Origin of the sequence: Streptomyces bambusae (assembly GCF_020532645.1) — a bacterium.
Taxonomy (GTDB): Bacteria; Actinomycetota; Actinomycetes; order Streptomycetales; family Streptomycetaceae; genus Streptomyces; species Streptomyces bambusae.
This window is the reverse complement of sequence record NZ_JAJAUZ010000044.1, coordinates 49,742-68,059: the sequence shown is the minus strand read 5'-3', so window position 1 is coordinate 68,059 and position 18,318 is coordinate 49,742. Positions and strand designations below refer to the sequence as shown.

The following is an 18,318-nucleotide window of genomic DNA, read 5'->3' as shown; positions in this document are numbered from 1 at the left end:
CGCCCCCCCCAGACACCCAAACGCCCGCCCGGGACACCCGGCCGGGCGTTTCGGCATGCCGGGCTCGCCGCAGCCCGCCTTCAGGTCTCGCGCAGTCGGACGGCCAGGGCGGCCACGTCGTCGTCCAGGCGGCCCCGGGTGTAGCGCAGCAGGTCCCGGTGGAGGGCCGCGAGCAGTTCGCGGGGCGGCGTCGAAGGCTGCCGGCCCATCCAGGACGCCAGCGGGAAGAACTCGCCGTCACGGGCCCGCGCCTCGGCGATCCCGTCCGTGTACAGGAGCAGCAGGTCGCCGGGGGCGCAGTCGAAGGTGTCCACGCTGTAGTGGTCGCCGATCAGCTCCGCGAGGCTGAGCAGCGGCGACGGGATGTCGGACTCCAGGACCCGGACCGTCTTGCGGTGCACGAGCAGCGGCGGTGGGTGCCCGCAGTTGAGGATCCCGATCCGGCCGCCGCCCTCCCGCGGCATCTCGACGAGCAGCGCGGTCGCGAACCGCTCCATCGTCCCCTCCGGCGAGAAGGCCGCGTTGTACCGGGTACTGCCGGCGTCCAGCCGGCGCGCGACGTCGACCAGGCCGGGCTCGTCGTACGCCGCCTCCCGGAACGCGTTCACGATCGCCGCGGCCGCCCCCACCGCGGGCAGCCCCTTGCCCCGCACGTCACCGATGAGCAGCCGTACGCCGTACGGCGTGTCCACGACCTCGTAGAAATCCCCGCCGATCCGGGCCTCCGCGGCGGCCGCCAGGTACAGCGACTCGATCTCGACGGCGCCGAACCGGCGCGGCATCGGCCCCAGCACCACCTGCTGCGCCGCGTCGGCGACCAGCCGTACCTGGAACAGCGTGCGCTCCCGCTTGAGCCGGACGTGGCTCCCGTACGCGGCGGCCACGGTCACCGCGATGATCCCCGCGCACGTCCACCACGTGCCGAGATCGGGGAAGACCAGGCTCAGCCCGATCATCAGGATCAGGCACGCCGTGCCGAGCAGCACGGTCGGCAGCACGGGCCACATGGCGGCCGCCAGCGCCGGCGCCGCGGGCAGCAGCCGGCTGAAGGCCATGTCCGGCGGAGTGCTGTAGGCCAGACTGGCGATCACGACGGTCAGCAGGACCGGAGACAGCCGCACCAGCCACCCCCGACCGTACCGCCGCCGGCCCCGCGTCCGCCCGGACTCGATCACACCCCTCAGAATATGCACAACCCGGACACCGCGCTCGACCTCCCCGAGGCCGCCGCGCCCCGCCGTCCGTACGCGGACGGCGGTCCCCGCCCTCCGCTGCCGGGAGGGCGGGGACCGCCGCAGGGTTCGGGCGACCGGGGCCGCGGCTACTTCGACCGGGTGGTCAGGGTGACGCCCGTGAAGTCCTGCGCGGCGGCCAGGCTGAAGTAGACCCAGCCGGACGGCGGGTTGGTGATCGTCAGCGTCTCGGCGTTGCCGCCGTTCGTGGACTTCGCCAGGTGGCTGCCGGTGGTGGCCCAGCTGCCGCCCCCGTAGTACAGGTCGGCGTTGCCGGTGCCGCCGCTGCTGCTGATGGTCAGCTCCTGCACCCCGGCCGGCAGGTACACGAAGTGGTAGCTGTAGTTGCCGGCGGTGGCCGCCAGGCCCTCCCGGCGGCAGTTCCCGTCGAACTGGCGCGGGTCGCCCGACGTGCACAGCGGCGCGGACACCGGAGTGGCCGGCGCGTCCGGCAGCGGACCGCAGTCGTTGGCCGCGCACCCGGCCAGCCAGGTCGCGAACCCGGCGTCGTAGCGGGTGCCGATCGTCTGCTTCAGGAAGGTCCGGGCACCGGCCCAGTCGTCGGCGCGGTACTTGCCCAGCACGGTCTGCACGTCGGCCGGGTGGGCCTGCAGCATGTAGCGGACCGCGAGGAAGCCCCACCGGTAGACCCGGCTCGAGTTGACCGACGGGTCCCCGTCCTGGTTGTAGACCGTGTCGAACAGCTCGCTGAGCTTGTACGTGTTCTTCGCGGCCTCGGCGATCGCGTCCGCGTTGCGCTCGTTCCGGTAGCCGAACGAGATGTTCTCGGCGATGCCCTCGACCCACCAGATGGTCGGCGTGGTCAGGCTGGCCTCGAAGTCGCCGGCCATGTTGTAGCGGCCGTCGAGGTAGTGGGTGTACTCGTGGTTGAGGTTCCAGATCTGGAAGTCCGGCCGCAGCCAGTGCGCCTCGTGCGCGATGAAGCGGGCCTGGTTGCCGGGGACGGCAGGGTTGCCCTCTTCGTACATGCCGCCGTTGTCGACGTCGATGTTGTAGATGGCCCAGGCGTACAGCGCGTACTGGGTGTAGTCGTCGAAGACGACGACCTCCAGGTTGGTGTTCACGTCACCCGGGATGGCGCCCTTGTCGCCGATGATCCGGTGGAAGTAGGCGTCCTGGTTCACCAGGCTGGTGCAGGTGCTCGCCAGCTGCCCGGGGGACACGTCCTGGGCGCGGATCTTGAGGTCCGCGTTGCACGCGTGCTGGATGGGCAGGACCTGCGGGAGTACCCGGTCGCCCAGGTCGCAGATGGCGTACGCGGCACAGTTGCCCCGGTCGTACTGACGGGTGTGCCAGCCCAGGTTCATGGTGATCGGCGCGGTCGGGCCGACGTTCGGGTACCGGTTGATCAGGTCCTTCAGCAGCGGCCGGAGACGGTCCTTCAGTTCGGGCACGTCCAGGGCGTTGCCGAGGTGGCGGCCGACGTTGCTGACGACGTCCAGGCGGTTCAGCTGCGCGCTGTTGCGGGTGATGAAGCCGGCCCAGGTGTCGAGGATGGCCGGATCGGCCTTGAGGGCGGCGCGCCAGCCGCGGGCGTCGTTCTTCGCCTTGAAGCCGTTCTCGACGACCCACTCGACGTGCTGCATGGCCAGGTTCATCTGGGCCGGCCAGGTGCCGTTGTAGCTGCCGAGCATCCACTTGACCACGCCCGCGTACCGGCCGGCGGCCTGGGTGCTGTCGATCAGGGTGACGACCTCGTTGAGGATCTCGCCGTTGGCGTCGGTGACGTCCTTGCTGCGCGGGGAGGCGAAGAAGGCGTCCAGCGCACCGAGGGCGGCGGTGTCGAGGGCGGTGCCGTAGGGGCCGACGACGTCCGCGTGGTTGTCCTGCACGTAGTAGCCGGCGCGCAGGAACAGCACCAACTGGCCTATCGAGGCAGTGTTGTTGCCCGTGTACGAGGCGGAGGCCTGGCGCAGCGCGTCGGCGACGGTCACCATCTGGGCCTCGCGGAACGCCTTGCGCGCGTTGTCCCCGGTGAGGCCGAACAGCGGGTACGTGCAGTCGATGCGGGGCAGTGCCTTGAGCTGCTGGACCAGCGCGGGGCCGGTGGCGTTGACGACGGAGGAGAGGTCGCCGCACTGGTCCGCGGCGGCGGCAGCGGACGACTTGCCCGTCTTGCTGGTCCTGCCCGTCTTGGCCGGCTGGACGGCGGGCGCCGGAGCCGGGCCGGTCTCCTCGCTGCCGTCCTGCGAAGAGAGCTTGAACCGCGGGTTCTTGCTGATCGCATGGGGCGACTTGGGGACCGGGACGGCCCTCGGCGCGGCGGCCGCGACGGTGGTCCCGCGCGCCTTCTCACCGGTTGCGGCCGTCGTGCCGGCGGCGGTCGCGGCGGCCTGGCTCTGTGGCGCGAACAGGCCGAGCGCGAGGAAGAAGGCGGCACCGAGCGCAGGAACTCTGCGCGCGCCGGCCTTTGATATCCGGAAGGGATGCATCTGTGGGGGCCTCCGGGCCGTGGGGCGCGTGCGGGGGACACGAGCCGTTGATGTGTGACATGTAAAATTTCACATGCCGCAACACGGCGGAAGACTTTCGGCAAGATTTCCATCAGGCCGCGACTGAAACGTTGTCAACTTCCGCCCCAGCACGGACAAAACGGCCCCGCCGGGGCGGGGTGCGCGGCCCGCGCTCCGCGGTCGTCCACCGCACAGACCGGGGCTGTCAGTGGCTGCTGTCAGCATCGGACGCATGACGGACACGACATGCTTCGACTGGCAGTCCTTCCTGCTCCGGTGGAGCGGCGAGTGGGCGGACTCGCTGCCGGACGAGGAGCAGAGCGACGAGGACGAAGCCGCCCGGCGGGACCGGTGGCTGGGGTTCCCGCCCGCACCCGAGGCGCGGATCGAGGCGACGGAGGCGCGCCTGGGACGGCGACTGCCCCCGTCGTACCGGGAGTTCCTCAAGGTCAGCGACGGCTGGCGGAACGCGGGCGAGTTCGTCTGGCTGCTGGCGGGTACCGCCGACGTGCACTGGCACGACGACGAGTCCGGGCTCGCGGAGATCCTGGAGGAGTACGCGGTGGACGACGCCGATCCGGCCGGCGGTCGGCAGGGGGACCCCTGGCGGCGCGGGCTGCAGCTCGACCTCGAGTCCGATGCCGTCTACGTGATCCTCGACCCCGGCGACGTGGCCGAGGACGGGGAGTGGGCCGTGTACACCTGGGCGAGCTGGCGGGCCGACGTGCCCGAACGGCACGCGAACTTCCTCGCGTTCATGCAGGACATGTATCGCGAGTTCCACTGCCTGCGGGCCCGCCCGGACACGGGCGTTCCCGAGTTCGACAACGCCACGACGCGCGAGCTGGACGCGCTGCTGGAGCAGGCCCGGGTGACGGCGCTCCGCGGTGACTGGGAGGCCGCCGCCGACGCGCTGGACGAGGCCGGGGCGTACGGCAGACCGCGGGCCACCGGCCTCGGAGACCAGATACGCCGGCTGCTCGGGCAGACTTCCCAGGTCTTTTTCGAGGACCTGGTGACCGACCCGCGGTACGCGCCCGAGCTGCTGCCGCCCCTGGTCGCCGAGCACGTGGCGCACGATCACCGCGACGACGACGCGCTGATGTTCCATCTGCGCGGGGCCGGCGAGGGCGTGGTGGCCCTGGCGCACGAGGTTCTGGCGCAGGTCCGGGGCGGGACGTACCGGTATGCGCCGGCCGGCCCGTTCGGGGAAGCCGTAGGGCGTGCGCGGGAGCTGGCCCGGCTGGGGGACGACGACGGGGCGTGGCGGACGTTCCGCGAGGCCCTCCCGGAGTGGGAACCGCCCGGCCCTGACCACCTGGCGCCCCTGGGGTGGGTGGCCGACCCGCTGCTCGGGCCCCTGCTGACGCCGGAACGCGGCCGCGAGCTGCTGGCCACCCCCCGGGGCGGCCGGGCGTGAAGCCCCGTCGCCGGCTGTGGGGCGGGGGCTGACATGATCGGGGGATGTCCTCCGGTTCCGCTTCCCCATCGGCCGGCCGTGGCTCGACGACTCCGCGTGCGACCACTACCTGATCAGCCTGCCCTACCCGTACGGACCCGACTTCGAGGTCTGTGCCTGGGACGGGACGGCCCACGCCCGCCTGCTGTGGCTGCTGCCGATCACCAGGGCGGAGAAGGACCACCGCCGCGAGCACGGCCTGGAGGCCCTGGAGGGCCTCTTCGACGAGCGCGAGATCGACCCGGTCGACCCGCACCGCCCGTCCGTGGTCTGAGCGGACGGGCCGGGTACGTCGCCGCCGCCGGCTCGGCGTCAGGCCGGCTCGGCGTCAGGCCGGCTGGGGGGTCAGGCGTTTGTGGCCCTTGCGGTCGTAGTAGGCGGTCATGGCGAAGCCGAAGAGGAGGGCCAGGACCACGCCGATCGCGATCATGACCCAGGCGCGGGTCAGGCCGGCGTCGCCGCGGGCGTCGAAGTAGAGGATCGCGCGTACGCCGTCGCTGAGCTGCCGCATCGGTTCGAAGTGGGCCAGGAAACGGTAGAAGTCGGGGACCGCCTGGAGGGGGATGGTGGCGCCCGACGAGGGCAGTCCGAGCACGATGAACACGAAGAGGGACACCAGCTGCCCGATCCCGCCGAAAGCCGCGTTGATGGCCTGGACTCCCAGACCGACCGCGAGGGTCGCGCAGTACGAGTAGATCCACAGCAGCGGGGCGTGCGGGGTGTCCATGCCCAGGATCGATGTGCAGGCCAGCAGCACGAGAGCAGTGCTCACCAACGAGATCACCGCTGTCATCACCATCTTGAGCAGCAGCGTCTGCGTCCGGTTGATCGGCACGGTCGGCCGCCGGGTGTGCCAGGGCCCGATCTCGCTGTCGGCATAGCCGAGGGCGGTGTCGACCCCGTTGCTGATCACGTTGCCGCCCATGAACCCCGCGAGGACCAGCAGCAGCGTGTAGTAGAAGGCCGACAGCCCGATCCCGCTGTGGTTGCCGATGGGGTGCCCGACCTCGGTGACGACCTCCACCGGATCGGCGAGCAGCAGTTTCGCCGTGGGCGTCGCCCGGGCACCGGCCGCCGCCGTCAGCCGCTGCCCCACGACGCGCGACGCCCGGTGCGCGGCCTGCGTGGTGATCTGGGCGGCCAGCGACGACCCCAGTCCGCCCTTGCCCGGATTCGTCAGCACGATCATGGTCGGCCGACGGGTCGCCCGGGCCGTCGTCAGCGCCCCGGCGGCGTCCGAGAAACCGGCCGGCACCACCAGCGCCCCGTACACCTTCCCGGAGTCCAGCTGCTCCTGCGCCTCGGCCCGGGTCACCACCCGCCACTCGGCCTTCCCGCCGGCGTCGTCACGGGCGATCGCGGCGGTGATCTGCGCGCCCAGGTCCGGTTCGCCGGTGTCGTCGTCGACGAGGGCGATGGGCAGGTCGCGCAGATCCTGCGCCGGGTTGAGGATGCCGCCCATGTACAGCAGCGACAGCAGCAGCGCGAGGAGCGCGGTGAGCACGGCCGGGACCAGCCACAGCGCCGGGCGGCGCAGTAGCGCCGAAGCCGTGGCCTGGGGAGTTGCGGGCTCGGACATGGGCCTCCGTGACCTCCGGTGCGCGAGGGCGAAACGGCGGGCCGACCGACCGGCCCCCGGGGTAGCCCACATCCCGAACCCCCGCGTTCCCCGAAGCCCGGCCCGTCACGTACCCCGTCCGGCCCAGCCGAGCCCCGCAAGCGGCCCAGTACGACCTGCCGGAGGCGCCGCCGGGTCCCCGCGGCCGGGCCGGGCTACGGGCCCCAGCGGTCGCAGTACTCGATGTGCAGTTCGCGGGCATGGCCCAGGACCCCGTCGCCGCTGTGCAGCTCCGTACAGAAATGCGCGTCCGCGCCGTGCACCCGGATGCGGTCCGGTCCTTCGCGGGCGATGTCCAGGAAGTGGTGGGCGATGTCGCGGAACACCTTCGCACTGCCGGTCATGAACAGGGTTTCGGCGTGCAGGTGTTGGTGGAACAGGTCGTGGTTCTCCCGGTAGTGGCGGGCCGCGTGGTAGACCGGCGGGCCCTCGCGGTCGCCCTCGCGGTCGCCGTGGCTCCGACCGGCTTCGGGCAGGTCCGCCGTCCCGGGGCGGCCCGGGCCGAGGCGGGCCCGCACCTGCTTCCAGCGCGCGGGGGCGAACCGGAGCGAGTGGTGGAGGAGCACCAGGTCGAGCCGGGGTCCGGCGCCGTCGCCCGGCGTCTGCCCGGCCGGCGGGTGGTTGCCCCGGAGCGGCAGGTGCACGAGGGAGCGCGGGGAGCGGGCGGCGAGGGGGTGTTGCGAAGGTCCTGTGTGGTGCCCGCGGTGTCCGGTGCGTGCTCTCGGCCTGCCGGGCGAAGGCCCTCGTACTGGGCGTACTCGGGGCTTCGGCCGGTGCGGCGAGAGGGCGTGCCGGGCGCCGTGGGCGCCGTGCGGGACCTTCGCAACACCCCTGGCAGCCACAGCCCGGCGACGGTGCGGGCCGCCTGCTCGTCGAGGCACACGTCCAGGTGCCGGTCGCGGTCGAAGAGCACGGCACGGGTCAGCGGCCGGGCCGGCCGGACGACTCGGAACCCGTAGTCCCCCAGGCGGACTTGGTGGACGGTGACGGGCAGCTTCACGCGCTCTCCGCTGCAGTGGGACGACCGGCTGCAGGGGTGGCCCGCAGGCCCGCCAGCAGCCGGTCGAGGGCCTGTTCCGCCGCCTGCGGGTCCCCGCCCCGGGCGATCCACAGCGCGGTCTCGTTCATCCCGCCCGACAGCAGCCGGGCCAGCGGCTCCACCGGCTGGTCGGCGATGATCCCGGCCTCGGTGAGCGCCGTCAGGGCCTCCGCGAGATGCCGGGCGGAGGACTGCTCGTCCAGCGCCCGCCACTCGTCCCAGCCGAGCACGGTCGGCGCGTCCAGCAGCAGGATCTGACGTACTGCGGGATCCGTACCCGCCGCCAGGAACGCCCGGCAGCCGGCCCGCAACTGCTCCCACAGGTCCCCGTGCTGCTCGGCCGCGGCCGCGACCCGCTCGCCCAGATCGTGCTGGACCTGGGCGACGACGGCCCGGAAGAGCCCCGCCTTGCTGTCGAAGTGGTGGTACGCCGCGCCCTTGGTGACGCCGACGGCCTGCGCCACGTCCGCCAGCACCACGTGGTGGTAGCCGTCGGCGGCGAACCGCCGCTGCCCCTCGGCCAGCAGCGCCCGTCGTGTCGCCGCCCGCTGCTCGGCCCGGTTGACCACCATTCCGTGCACCGCCCTTCCTCTTTCGCGTACCCGGAGTATGCTAACTCCATGGTTCACATACTCCGGGTATGTGAAACGGATGCAAAGGGCCCTGCCATGACGAACGAACCCGCGCTGATGCCGATGCCGATGCCCGCGGCCAAGCTCAGCGGCTTCTACCCCGTCCTCGCCACCGCGGACGTACCGGCCGCCCGCGACTTCTACACCCGCCACTTCGGCTTCGAGCCGACCTTCGAGGCGGACTGGTACGTCAGCCTGCGCCGCCCCGACGCACCGCAGTACGAGCTGGCCCTGCTCGACCACTCCCACCCCACGGTCCCCGAGTCCCACCGCACGGCGCTCCGCGGCGGGCTGCTCCTGAACTTCGAGGTGGACGACGTGGACGCCGAGCACCGGCGGCTCGTCACCGAGGCCGGTCTGCCCGAGCTGCTGTCCCTGCGCACGGAGGAGTTCGGCCAGCGCCACTTCATCGTCGCCGCGCCCGACGGCGTCCTCATCGACGTCATCACCGTCGTCCCGCCCGGCGAGGAGTACGCCGCCCAGTACGCCTGATCCCGGCGCCGGGCCCACCCCGGAGGCCCGCGCCCCCGGCCCCCTTGCAGCGCCGGATGACCGGGCGGACACTGGCCGCAGGAGCGGAGCGCAGTCCGAGGGCGGCGCGCGCCCGGGGCCACGGCCCGCAGCGGGCCGCCGTACCGCCCGGAGAGGCCCGGGCCATGGGCGAATACGTGCACCTACCCAGCACCAGGACCTGGTACGAGACCGAGGGGAGCGGCGACCCCCTGGTCCTGCTGCACGGCGGCTTCTGCACCAACGAGACGTGGGCCGCACAGCGCGCGGACCTCGCCGCCGCGTACCGCGTCCACCTCCCCGAACGCCGTGCCCACGGACACACCCCGGACGTCGAGGGGCCCCTGTCGTACCAGGTCATGGCCGACGACACGGTCGAGTTCCTGGAGGCGGTCGTCCGCGAGCCGGCGCATCTGGTGGGCTGGAGCGACGGCGGCATCGTCGGGCTGATCGTGGCCGGAGACCGCCCGGACCTGGTCCGCAAGCTCGTGGTGATCGGCGCGAACTTCCGCCCCGCCGCCGAGGCCTTCGTCGTCCCGGACATGGTCGACGCGCTCGCCGGCGACAGCGAGGAGATGGAGTTCTTCCGCGGAATGTACGCGCCGGTGACCCCGGACGGCGCCGGGCACTGGCCGGTCGTCGCCGCGAAGATGCTCGACATGTGGCGCAGCCAGCCCACGATGACACCGGACGACCTGGCGCGGATCACCGCACCGACCCTGGTGCTCGTCGGCGACGACGACATGATGACGCTGGAGCACACCCTCGCCCTCCACCGCGCCGTCCCCGGCTCTCGGCTCGCCGTCCTCCCGGGCGCCTCCCACCTGGTCCCCATGGAAAACCCGTCCCTGGTCAACCGCCTGATCCTCGACCACCTGTCCCGCGACACGGTGGAAACGATGATGCCCATCCTGCGCGCCGCGTCCCGGGCGGCGTGACGTCCGCCCCGCCCACGCTCCCGCCCCGGCGGCGCCGAATAATGCGTTGACGCCCCCGGAAAGGGCCCTGTTAGCTTCGAACAGCTGCTCAGAGCGGCTGCTCCGATCCGTCTGCTTCATTCCGGGCTCGTGTGCCCCGGGAAAGGGTGTTTTGATGACCCGGCCCGCGCCGAGTGCGCCTCGCCACACTGCGTAACCCTCTGACGAGGCCACTCGGCCTGCTCTTGCTGCTTTCGACCCACTTCCAGCAAGGAGCACCCGGGTGTCCAGCCACACCACCAACAACAACACTCTCAGCCTCAGCACCTTCGCCTGCGCCTGGTGCGGTCTGACGGTGTCCGCGCACGCCGCCGACGGCGCTGCGCGCAACCACTGCCCCTCCTGCCTGCATTCCCGGCACGTCCTCGACCATGTCGAGGGCGGCCCGAGCGACTGCGAGGGCCGGATGTCCCCGATCGCCATCGCCGTGCTCCGCACCGGAGACTGGATGCTGATCCACCGCTGCGTCCGCTGCGACGAGCTCACCTCGAACGCGGTCTGCACCGACGACAACCAGCTCATCCTGATGCGCATGGCGGTCCGCCCGCTGGCCCAACCCCCCTTCCCGCTCGAAGCGTTCGGAACCCTCTGACCGCCCGTCAGGAAGGAGCACCACCATGTCGCGCAACAACCGCAGCACCCGTGGCGGACGCCGTCCGCAGCGGCACAAGGACGTCCTGCACACCCACGGCGGGCACCGGGCCAACGACTTCCGCTGCACGTCCTGCCGGCTCGACGTCTCCCTGGACGCACCCGGTACCGCCCACCGCAACCACTGCCCGCACTGTCTGGCCAGCCTGCACGTCGACCGGAAGATCCCCGGCGACCGCGACGCGGACTGCCGCGGCCGGATGGAGGCCCTGGGCCTGTCCGTCCGCCCGGACGGCGAGTGGATGATCATCCACCAGTGCGTCTCCTGCGGCGAGCTGAGCGCGAACCGCATCGCCGGCGACGACAACCCGCTCGCCTTGGTCCGCCTCGCCCTGAGGCCCCTGGCCGACCCCAAGGCCGCCGGCCGCGTCCTGCTCACCTTGTGAGGGGCGCGCCGCCCCCGGCGAACCGCACGGCGCCAGGCCGGCTTCCGGCCCGGCGCCGTGCGGGTGTTGGCCATGGTTCGGGAACCGATGGCCCCCGTTCGCACTCTCTGCTGGCGCAAGGATGCAGAGCGGTGGGTGTGGAGGGGGCGTCATGGACAGGCGGACCGTGCTGGTCGGAGGTACCGGGGTCGCGGCGGCTGCGGCCTGGGGAGCCGGCCGGGGGAGTGCAGTCGCCGGGCGGCGGGAGAGCGGGGCACCCGGCGCGGCCGACTGGGCCGCCCTCGGGCGCGGACTCCAGGGGAGCCTGATCCGGCCGGGGGACGCCGACTACGCCGTGGCCCGGCAGCTGTACAACACGCGGTTCGACGGGCAGCGGCCCGCCGCCGTCGCGTACGTGGCGAACACCGCGGACATCGCCGAGTGCCTGGCCTTCTCGCGCCGCCACCGGGTCCCCGTCTCCATACGCAACGGCGGTCACGCGTACACGGGTTGGTCCAGCGGCACCGGGCGCCTCGTCGTCGACGTCTCCGCGCTGAAGTCCGTACGCGCCACGGCCGGCGGGGCCGTCATCGGGGCCGGCGCCAAGCTCATCGACGTCTACGACCGGCTCGGCGCGCACGGCGTCACCATACCCGCCGGCTCCTGCCCGACGGTCGGCGTCTCCGGACTCACCCTCGGCGGCGGCCACGGCGTCGTCTCCCGGGCGTACGGCCTCACCTGCGACAGCCTCACCGGCGCCCGCATCGTCACCGCCGACGGCAAGACCCTCGACGTGTCCAAGGACCGGGAGGCCGACCTGTTCTGGGCGCTGCGGGGCGCCGGCAACGGCAACTTCGGCGTCGTCACCGAACTCCGCTTCCGCACCCACAAGGCCGCCGACGGCGTCACCGCGTACCTCACCTGGCCCTGGCCGAAGGCGGCCGCCGTCCTCCGTGCCTGGCAGGAGTGGGGTCCCACCCAGCCCGACGAGATCTGGTCGGCGCTGCGGCTGTCCGCGGCCCCCGGCCGTACGCCCACCGTCTCCGTCAGCTGCTTCTCGCTCGGCACGTACGGCGCACTGCAGAACGCCGTCGACCGGCTGGCGGACCGCGCCGGCGCCCCCGCCTCGTACGTCTCCCTGCGCCGCCGCGGCTACCTCGACACCATGCGGATGTACGCCGGCTGCGCGACCAAGACCACCACGCAGTGCCACCTCCCCGGCAAGACGCCGGGCCGCCAGCCCACCGGCGTGCTCCAGCGCGAGACGTACGCGGCCCGCTCGGACTTCTTCAACCGCTCGCTGACCACGGCCGGCGTCCGGGCCCTGCTCGACCAGGTCGAACGGTACGGGCGGCAGACGGCCGGCGGTGGCGCGGTCTCCGTCGCGCTCACCGCGCTCGGCGGCGCCGTCAACCGGGTCTCGCCGCAGGCCACGGCCTTCGTGCACCGCAACTCCCGGTTCCTGGCGCAGTACCTCGGCTCCTGGCCGGCCGGCGGGTCCGGCAGCGTGCAGACGGCCTGGCTGGACGGCACGCACACGGCGATGCGCCGGTACGCCTCGGGTGCGGCCTACCAGAACTACGCGGACGCCGGCCTGAAGGACTGGCGCACCGCCTACTACGGGTCTGCCGCCGCCCGTCTGACGGCAGTGAAGAAGCGTTACGACCTGCAGCGCGTCTTCGATTTCCCGCAGGCTTTGTGACCCTTCCGGAAACTTCGGATTCGACTGCCGTTCATCTGGTGCGTGGATTCGGCTCGATATCGTGCATGCTGCTGCGTTCAGGTGAATCAGAAAAGCGGACGAAAACGTTTCGGCGTAGCGGGGTTTTTCATTGGGTCGCCGTGGGGTTGGGGCCTTTGGACTGGAAACCTCGCTGGTCAGTGGGTATGCCGTCGAGCCCGGTGTGCGAGAATTCGCCAGAAGATGATCTTCGGATCATCGCGCGAATGGGCGCATCGAGTGAAGCGGTCGGCCACTTTTTCCGACCTCTCCGTCATCGCTGATATCAATTTCCATGAGCTCGGATCCGAGCCGAATAACCCCCATTTCCGGCCGTGCTCAATCGTGTGCGGCCGGCATCCGGAATGGAATCCGCATCATGGGAATGACCCTCCGCAAGACCGTCGCCCTCGCCGCCCTGGCCCTGACCGCCTCCCTCCTGCCCGCCGGCCCGGCAGGCGCGGCACAGGAGGCCGCGCGCGTCCCCGGCCGCTACTGTCTCGCCAACGCCTGGGGGACTCCGAACATCTCTTCAAAGCCGTGTGACTCCGCGGACTCCGGCCAGCACTGGACGGTCTCCGGACACCAGATCTCCCTCACCGGCGCCCGCGGCTACTGCCTGGCCAACACGTGGAACACCGCCACGGTTTCGACGAAGCCCTGCAACTCCGGCGACCAGGGCCAGTACTGGAACGTCTCGGGCCAGCAGATCTCCCTTTCCTTCGCCCCGGCCTACTGCCTCGCCAACGCCTGGGGGACTCCGAACATCTCCACCAAGCCCTGTGACAACGCCGACCCCGGCCAGAAGTGGGTGGTCTTCGACGAGCAGATCAGCCTGGCCGTCGCCTGACCTCCGGCAGCCGTGCGGACTCAGCCCTCGTCGGCCGGGTCCGCCGTCCGCCGCCAGACCTCCTCGGCCGGATCGAACTCGCCGGTGGCCATGGTCCGCGCGCGCCAGCCGAAACCGCAGACCGCCAGCGGGCCTTCGGCCAGCGGGTCCAGGCCGAAGCCGCGCTCGATGTCGACTTCGTTGATCGCCGACGTCACGAAGGCGCCGAGGCCGAGTTCGGTCGCGCTCAGGTACAAGGTCTGGGACAGGTGCCCGCTGTCCAGCACCAGGGCGCGGTACGCCTTGGCGTGGTGACGGTACTTCCAGAAACTGCGCGCGTAACGCGGCGCGAGGACCGCCAGCACGGGCGCGTCGGAGAACCAGTGCTGACCGGCGAGGGCGCGCCGGGCGAACCGCTCCAGTGGTTCGTCCGGACCGGGCAGCGGCTCCAGGGCGTGATCGACCGCGTGGTAGTGGTACAGCCCGGGCGCGAGACCGTCGACGTTCTGCACGATCAGGTAGGCCTCGGTCGGATGCAGCCCGCCGCCCGAGGGCGTGTGCTTCTTCAGGAACACGGTGTCGTCGTCGACGCGCACCTGGGACTGCGCGGCGAACACCCGCTGCAGCATGTGCGCGCACAATTCCAGCGGGAGCGCCCGCCCGCCGTCGAAGTTCCGGCAGGTCGCCCGCCTCGCCAGCATCGCGTCGAACGCGTTGCCGCCGATGCGCGGCAGCGGCACCCGGTCCGGTGCGCCGCCGCGCTCGGCCGCATGGGTGGGCGGCGGTCCGAGCTTGCGCCGCAGATCGGCCGCGGTCGTCATCTCGTTGGCCTCCATGCTGCTGACGCTGTCCAGGCCCTCCCACCGCGCCAGCCGGTGCATCATCGCCGCGGGCGGCCACCAGTGCCCGGAGCGCAGGGCGTCATCGCGTTCACGATGAGCGGCATGGCGCTCGTCGTCGGCGATCACCAGGCCGCTGTCGACCAACCCGGCCACCAGCGCTGCCTCTTCGGCGTCCAGCGAGTCGGTCTCCTGCCATTCGCCCGGACTCAGGCGGCCCAGTAACTCACGCTGCGGCAGCCCGACTTCGACCTCCGCGTCCAGATGTGCGGCCAACGCCAGCCAGCGCCGGGTGCGGCCCAGACCGGAACCGCCGGTCAGCAACGACTCGAAGTCGAAGGCCACGTCCTCGCGAGGCTCGAGAAACAGCACGGAACAACGGCGAACACGCATGCGGGACACCGTACTGCGCCAGAATGACGGGTACCTACTCGTTTGGGGGGAAGACCATGACCTCGACCGTGCACGACACCAAGCTGCGGATCCCGCCGAAGGTCGTCGACCGACTGCTCGATCTGCTCGCCACCGACGACGCCTTCCGTGAGCTGTTCCGGCAGGACCGCCACGCCGCCCTCGTCCGGGCCGGCTACGAGATGCCCGAAGAGGAGCTGCGGGCGGCCTCCTCCTTCTGGTGCCTGATGGTGGACCGGCTGGCCTCCAAGGAAGCCATCGCCGAGGCCCGCGACCAGCTGCGCGACCACCTGCTGTCCCCCGGCACGCACACCGTCGTGTTCGCCCTGTCCGAGGACTCGGTCCCCGCGGTGCTGCGCGCCGGCTGACCGGGACGCCCGCGAGCGTTCACCGATACGGCAGCCCCGGCCTCCCCCTCAGTGCGGGGGCGCCGGGGTCTGCCATGCCGCCATCTGGTCGAGGAACTTGGGGCAGGTGACGATGTCCTGCTCACCGCACTTCAGGGCGTGGGTCAGGAGTTCGTGGGCGTGGCGGAGGTCGATCATGCGCTGCTCGACCTCGGTGATCTTGGCGCGGATCATCGCCTCGCGGTGTGGCTGCTCCCGCTGGAACTCGGCGATCTCGGCCAGCGTCAGGCCGGCCTGCTGGCACGTGCGCAGCACCTTGATGCGCTCGGCGGCCTCCGGCGGATAGCGCCGCCGGCCGCTCTCCCGCTCGGGGGCGGCCAGCAGGCCGTGACGCTCCCAGTACCGGATCGCCGACGCGGGCACCCCGGTGATCTCGGCGAGCCGGCCGATCGTCATGCGTACGCTCCGCACCCCTGCTCCTCCATGTCGGCGCTCCCCGCAGTTGACTTGAACCTTAGTTCAAGTTGAAGAGTGGCCGGCACGTGCACGGCGGCGCGAACGAGCGCTGCCGGCCGCAGCTTTGGAGACGCAATGAGTGATACGACCGGCAACAGCACCACGAGCGACGCGCAGACCCGGCAGGCCCGGGCGGTCCGACTGGCGGAGGCCGCCGACCAGCTCTTCCGCGCCGGGGTGATGTCCCATTCGGGGCACGCCAACCTGAGCGCCCGGCTCGACGGCGAACGCATGCTGCTGACACCGGGGTTCGTCCGCGGCCTGCGGCCCGAGCAGCTCGCGGTCGTCGGATTCGACGGGCAGGTCCTCGAAGGTGAACTGCAGTCCGTCAGCGCCGAGATCATCGCCATGCACAGCGTGGTCTACCGGGCCCGCCCCCACGTCGGCGCGATCATCCACACCCACTCGCCCGCCGCGACCGCCTTCGCCGTCGCGCACCGCCCGCTGCCCTGCCGCACCGAACCGATGCTCCGCTTCGGACAGGCCGAAGAGGTCCCCGTGGTGCCCTGGGGGCCCCGCGGATCGGACGTGTCCGTGCGCGGCATCGCCGACGTGCTGGAGCAGCGCCCGACGACGGCCGCGGCCCTGCTGGCCAACCACGGCCTCCTGGTCTTCGGCCCGGACCCGGCCGCCGCCGCCCACCTCGTCGTGGGAGTCGAGGAGAGCGCCGAGGCCGAGATCGCCGCGGCGGCGATCGGCGGAGCCGTGGACTTCCCGCCCGGCGCGCAGGAGGCCGTACGCGCATCGATCGCGCGGGTCACGGCATGACGGACGACACCCGGGCCGCCCGTGCGGAGGCCGTACGCGACCGCTACCGCGCCACGCTCGGGACCGTACCCGCAGGGGTGCAGGACCGGCTGCGGCTGGCCGAGGAGTACGGCCGGCTGCCGACGGAAGAGACGATCGCGGCCCTGCGCCACATCGTGCTCACCGACAACCCGCTCGGCGGACGGGTCCAGCAGCTCGTGCACTTCGGACAGCTGCTGGTGCTCGGCCGGGCGCACCCCGCGCGGATCCACGCCCGGGGTGCCCTCCACGCCGGCGCCTCCGTCGCCGACCTCATCGGCGTCGCCGAGACCGCCCTCATCACCGCGGGCGTCCCGGCGTACGCGCTCGGCACCGAGATCATCGCGGAGTTCGCCCGTGACGCGGACAGTGCGGGAGACGCGGTCCGGCTCTGAAGAGGGGCAGCAGCGGCAGATTGGCCTAGACCTATTGTGCGGGCCTGTTGGTGACGGTACGTTCGTGCTCGGCTGCGCAGCCCGGACGTACCGCACCACATCAGTCGGCGTACGAGGTGTGGTGGCTGCGGGCGTAGAAGCCGGGGCCGGGTGCGGCCTCGGCCGCACCGGCGGTGCCGAGCGCGAGCGCTCCGGCGGTCGCGACGGTGGCGAGGGCGGCTGCTGCGCGACGGTATATGGCATGTCCTCCTGGAAACGCCGGGATGCCCGGCAGAGTGCTTGACGATGCGTGCCAGGCGACCGGCCAGGCGGGGTACCGGATCTGGGGCCCGATCTTCTTCTGCGAGCCCCTCAGCTCCACCCGGCAGGACGTCATCGTCCTCTGGGTCCGCTACTGACGCAGACGGCCGGCCGGCCCCGCACCTCCCCACGGGGCCGGCCCGCGCTCACGCGCTCACTCGGACTCGTGGCTGAGGTGGCTGAGGCCCGCGATGCCGCCGAGCGCCTCGCGCAGGCCGGCGTCCGAGGCCTCGGTCATGACGAGCACCAGCGTCAGCAGGGCGGGGAGTCCTGCGTCGTACAGGTCGTCCCGCCCGTCGTCGCCGGGAATCGCCTGCGGCTGGACCTCGATGTGCCCGTCGGGCAGCACCACCCGCCAGTACGTGCCCCGGAAATCGCTCTCCCGCGCCTCGAAGTCCAGCCCGAGCCGGCCCCCGACCAGCAGGGCCAACTCCCCGGCGGCGTGACGCGTGGAGCCGAACGTGTCGTAGTAAGTCATGGTCCGCCGACCATACTCCGCCCATGGAGTCTGTCCGTGCCGTGCCGGCTCCGGACGGGGGTGCCGGAGCCGTCAACCGTTACGGGCCGGTCGCCGCCGGATCGTGATCTCGGACGCTCACCGTTCCATAACACTTGCCGACCGGCTGCCGATATGCCCGATCCGGGCGTCTCTCCATGCGGAACCAGCAGTTACGTTTCGCCCTGACGGCGATCGTGACCGTTTCGCACACAGGCCAGTGCCACGTGCCGATCCTTCGAGGCCCCGGAACACCATGACCAGCCACCCCACCGTGAAGAGAACCCCCGCGACCCGCCTGCGGCAGACCGCCGCCGCGGCCTGGAGCGAGCCCCTCGCCCGCACCTACCTCGTGCTCGTCGCAGGGTGCGCGCTGTGGGCCGTCGCCGGGGGAGCGGGGCTCGGCGACGCCGCCTGGCTGCCCCGCCAGACCGTGGTGATCCTGACCCTCCCGTTCTTCCTCGTCGTCCACCTCCTCCTGGCCGCCACCGAGATCGACCACCTGCTGCTCGGCCACAGCTTCTACACCGACTCCCCGGCCTGGCTCTTCGAACCGCTGTACCTCCTGTACGTCGCCGTCGCCGGCCTCCTCGGCGCGCGCTTCCTCGCCGCCTGGACCCGCTCGTTCCGCACCTCCGGCACCCCGCCCTGGGTGGTCCCGGTCTCCTGCGCCCTGTTCGTCCTCGGCGCCTTCGCCCTCTGGCACCTCTGACGGAACGGGA

20 protein-coding genes and 1 pseudogene are annotated in these 18,318 nt (G+C 71.9%); 12 read left to right on the top strand and 9 right to left on the bottom strand.

The features are described from left to right. Positions 1 to 80: 80 nt before the first annotated feature. Positions 81 to 1,121 carry a PP2C family protein-serine/threonine phosphatase gene (locus tag LG634_RS26505; RefSeq protein ID WP_226737052.1) on the bottom strand — a complete coding sequence of 347 codons (1,041 nt, stop codon included), beginning with the start codon at positions 1,119 to 1,121 and terminating at the stop codon, positions 81 to 83. Between the two features lie 200 nt (positions 1,122 to 1,321). Then, positions 1,322 to 3,685, bottom strand: coding sequence for a M9 family metallopeptidase (locus LG634_RS26500; protein WP_226737050.1), 2,364 nt, complete (start codon positions 3,683 to 3,685; stop codon positions 1,322 to 1,324). Between the two features lie 253 nt (positions 3,686 to 3,938). On the opposite strand from LG634_RS26500, the pseudogene LG634_RS26495 reads away from it, so the two are divergent. Further along, positions 3,939 to 5,123: pseudogene (locus tag LG634_RS26495) on the top strand (SMI1/KNR4 family protein); the annotation flags it as partial. 70 nt (positions 5,124 to 5,193) lie between these two features. Then, positions 5,194 to 5,439 carry a suppressor of fused domain protein gene (locus LG634_RS26490; RefSeq protein WP_226737060.1) on the top strand — a complete coding sequence of 82 codons (246 nt, stop codon included), beginning with the start codon at positions 5,194 to 5,196 and terminating at the stop codon, positions 5,437 to 5,439. Positions 5,440 to 5,493: 54 nt separating this feature from the next. Here LG634_RS26490 and LG634_RS26485 read toward each other — a convergent pair whose 3' ends face one another. From LG634_RS26485 to LG634_RS26475, 3 genes are all read right to left on the bottom strand, one after another. Next, positions 5,494 to 6,744 (bottom strand): DUF3533 domain-containing protein, encoded by a 1,251-nt coding sequence (locus tag LG634_RS26485; protein ID WP_226737048.1) that lies wholly within the window; start codon positions 6,742 to 6,744, stop codon positions 5,494 to 5,496. 194 nt (positions 6,745 to 6,938) lie between these two features. Next, positions 6,939 to 7,427 carry a hypothetical protein gene (locus LG634_RS26480; RefSeq protein ID WP_308072671.1) on the bottom strand — a complete coding sequence of 163 codons (489 nt, stop codon included), beginning with the start codon at positions 7,425 to 7,427 and terminating at the stop codon, positions 6,939 to 6,941. Positions 7,428 to 7,779: 352 nt separating this feature from the next. Then, positions 7,780 to 8,394 (bottom strand): TetR/AcrR family transcriptional regulator, encoded by a 615-nt coding sequence (locus tag LG634_RS26475; protein WP_226737058.1) that lies wholly within the window; start codon positions 8,392 to 8,394, stop codon positions 7,780 to 7,782. Positions 8,395 to 8,490: 96 nt separating this feature from the next. On the opposite strand from LG634_RS26475, the gene LG634_RS26470 reads away from it, so the two are divergent. The 6 genes from LG634_RS26470 to LG634_RS26445 all read left to right on the top strand — a co-directional run bounded on the left by LG634_RS26470 (position 8,491) and on the right by LG634_RS26445 (position 13,527). After that, positions 8,491 to 8,946, top strand: coding sequence for a VOC family protein (locus tag LG634_RS26470; RefSeq protein WP_226737046.1), 456 nt, complete (start codon positions 8,491 to 8,493; stop codon positions 8,944 to 8,946). 164 nt (positions 8,947 to 9,110) lie between these two features. After that, positions 9,111 to 9,902, top strand: coding sequence for an alpha/beta fold hydrolase (locus LG634_RS26465; RefSeq protein ID WP_226737044.1), 792 nt, complete (start codon positions 9,111 to 9,113; stop codon positions 9,900 to 9,902). Between the two features lie 262 nt (positions 9,903 to 10,164). Next, positions 10,165 to 10,533 (top strand): RNHCP domain-containing protein, encoded by a 369-nt coding sequence (locus LG634_RS26460; protein ID WP_226737043.1) that lies wholly within the window; start codon positions 10,165 to 10,167, stop codon positions 10,531 to 10,533. A 25-nt stretch (positions 10,534 to 10,558) separates the two neighbouring features. Beyond that, positions 10,559 to 10,978, top strand: coding sequence for an RNHCP domain-containing protein (locus LG634_RS26455; protein WP_226737041.1), 420 nt, complete (start codon positions 10,559 to 10,561; stop codon positions 10,976 to 10,978). 151 nt (positions 10,979 to 11,129) lie between these two features. Further along, positions 11,130 to 12,659 (top strand): FAD-binding oxidoreductase, encoded by a 1,530-nt coding sequence (locus tag LG634_RS26450; protein ID WP_226737039.1) that lies wholly within the window; start codon positions 11,130 to 11,132, stop codon positions 12,657 to 12,659. A gap of 397 nt (positions 12,660 to 13,056) precedes the next feature. Then, entirely contained in the window at positions 13,057 to 13,527 is a 471-nt protein-coding gene (locus LG634_RS26445) for a ricin-type beta-trefoil lectin domain protein (RefSeq protein WP_226737037.1), read from the top strand. A 20-nt stretch (positions 13,528 to 13,547) separates the two neighbouring features. Here LG634_RS26445 and LG634_RS26440 read toward each other — a convergent pair whose 3' ends face one another. Next, positions 13,548 to 14,738: a putative peptide maturation dehydrogenase gene (locus LG634_RS26440; RefSeq protein ID WP_226737035.1), complete on the bottom strand. Its 1,191-nt coding sequence runs from the start codon at positions 14,736 to 14,738 to the stop codon at positions 13,548 to 13,550. 56 nt (positions 14,739 to 14,794) lie between these two features. On the opposite strand from LG634_RS26440, the gene LG634_RS26435 reads away from it, so the two are divergent. Continuing rightward, the gene (locus LG634_RS26435; RefSeq protein WP_226737033.1) at positions 14,795 to 15,124 is read left to right on the top strand and encodes an NHLP-related RiPP peptide; all 330 of its coding nucleotides are present in this window, start codon (positions 14,795 to 14,797) and stop codon (positions 15,122 to 15,124) included. 48 nt (positions 15,125 to 15,172) lie between these two features. Here the strand turns inward: LG634_RS26435 and LG634_RS26430 are convergent, their stop codons facing one another. Next, positions 15,173 to 15,574: a MerR family transcriptional regulator gene (locus tag LG634_RS26430; protein ID WP_226737031.1), complete on the bottom strand. Its 402-nt coding sequence runs from the start codon at positions 15,572 to 15,574 to the stop codon at positions 15,173 to 15,175. 120 nt (positions 15,575 to 15,694) lie between these two features. Here LG634_RS26430 and LG634_RS26425 point away from each other — a divergent pair, with 120 nt between their 5' ends. Both LG634_RS26425 and LG634_RS26420 read left to right on the top strand, forming a co-directional pair. Further along, positions 15,695 to 16,387 (top strand): class II aldolase/adducin family protein, encoded by a 693-nt coding sequence (locus LG634_RS26425; RefSeq protein ID WP_226737029.1) that lies wholly within the window; start codon positions 15,695 to 15,697, stop codon positions 16,385 to 16,387. Next, a complete protein-coding gene (locus LG634_RS26420; protein ID WP_226737027.1) occupies positions 16,384 to 16,800 on the top strand; it encodes a carboxymuconolactone decarboxylase family protein in 417 nt (138 codons plus the stop codon). Before LG634_RS26425 ends, LG634_RS26420 begins: the two co-directional genes overlap by 4 nt. 100 nt (positions 16,801 to 16,900) lie before the next feature. Here LG634_RS26420 and LG634_RS26415 read toward each other — a convergent pair whose 3' ends face one another. Together LG634_RS26415 and LG634_RS26410 are read right to left on the bottom strand one after the other, a co-directional pair. Then, on the bottom strand, positions 16,901 to 17,176 hold the full coding sequence (locus LG634_RS26415) for a hypothetical protein (protein WP_226737026.1): 276 nt from the start codon (positions 17,174 to 17,176) through the stop codon (positions 16,901 to 16,903). A gap of 78 nt (positions 17,177 to 17,254) precedes the next feature. Next, a complete protein-coding gene (locus LG634_RS26410; RefSeq protein ID WP_226737024.1) occupies positions 17,255 to 17,578 on the bottom strand; it encodes a hypothetical protein in 324 nt (107 codons plus the stop codon). Positions 17,579 to 17,852: 274 nt separating this feature from the next. Between LG634_RS26410 and LG634_RS26405 the strand changes: the two genes are divergently transcribed. Next, on the top strand, positions 17,853 to 18,308 hold the full coding sequence (locus LG634_RS26405) for an SCO4225 family membrane protein (protein ID WP_226737022.1): 456 nt from the start codon (positions 17,853 to 17,855) through the stop codon (positions 18,306 to 18,308). Positions 18,309 to 18,318 lie beyond the last annotated feature (10 nt).

Excerpts from the sequence above, each read along its gene's own strand:
- LG634_RS26475 (WP_226737058.1), bottom strand. The coding sequence starts at position 8,394 with ATGGTGGTCAACCGGGCCGAGCAGCGGGCGGCGACACGACGGGCGCTG.
- LG634_RS26440 (WP_226737035.1), bottom strand. The coding sequence starts at position 14,738 with ATGCGTGTTCGCCGTTGTTCCGTGCTGTTTCTCGAGCCTCGCGAGGAC.
- LG634_RS26500 (WP_226737050.1), bottom strand. The coding sequence starts at position 3,685 with ATGCATCCCTTCCGGATATCAAAGGCCGGCGCGCGCAGAGTTCCTGCG.
- LG634_RS26465 (WP_226737044.1), top strand. The coding sequence starts at position 9,111 with ATGGGCGAATACGTGCACCTACCCAGCACCAGGACCTGGTACGAGACC.
- LG634_RS26410 (WP_226737024.1), bottom strand. The coding sequence starts at position 17,578 with ATGACTTACTACGACACGTTCGGCTCCACGCGTCACGCCGCCGGGGAG.
- LG634_RS26425 (WP_226737029.1), top strand. The coding sequence starts at position 15,695 with ATGAGTGATACGACCGGCAACAGCACCACGAGCGACGCGCAGACCCGG.
- LG634_RS26415 (WP_226737026.1), bottom strand. The coding sequence starts at position 17,176 with ATGACGTCCTGCCGGGTGGAGCTGAGGGGCTCGCAGAAGAAGATCGGG.
- LG634_RS26485 (WP_226737048.1), bottom strand. The coding sequence starts at position 6,744 with ATGTCCGAGCCCGCAACTCCCCAGGCCACGGCTTCGGCGCTACTGCGC.
- LG634_RS26455 (WP_226737041.1), top strand. The coding sequence starts at position 10,559 with ATGTCGCGCAACAACCGCAGCACCCGTGGCGGACGCCGTCCGCAGCGG.
- LG634_RS26470 (WP_226737046.1), top strand. The coding sequence starts at position 8,491 with ATGACGAACGAACCCGCGCTGATGCCGATGCCGATGCCCGCGGCCAAG.
- LG634_RS26405 (WP_226737022.1), top strand. The coding sequence starts at position 17,853 with ATGACCAGCCACCCCACCGTGAAGAGAACCCCCGCGACCCGCCTGCGG.
- LG634_RS26420 (WP_226737027.1), top strand. The coding sequence starts at position 16,384 with ATGACGGACGACACCCGGGCCGCCCGTGCGGAGGCCGTACGCGACCGC.
- LG634_RS26435 (WP_226737033.1), top strand. The coding sequence starts at position 14,795 with ATGACCTCGACCGTGCACGACACCAAGCTGCGGATCCCGCCGAAGGTC.
- LG634_RS26445 (WP_226737037.1), top strand. The coding sequence starts at position 13,057 with ATGGGAATGACCCTCCGCAAGACCGTCGCCCTCGCCGCCCTGGCCCTG.
- LG634_RS26450 (WP_226737039.1), top strand. The coding sequence starts at position 11,130 with ATGGACAGGCGGACCGTGCTGGTCGGAGGTACCGGGGTCGCGGCGGCT.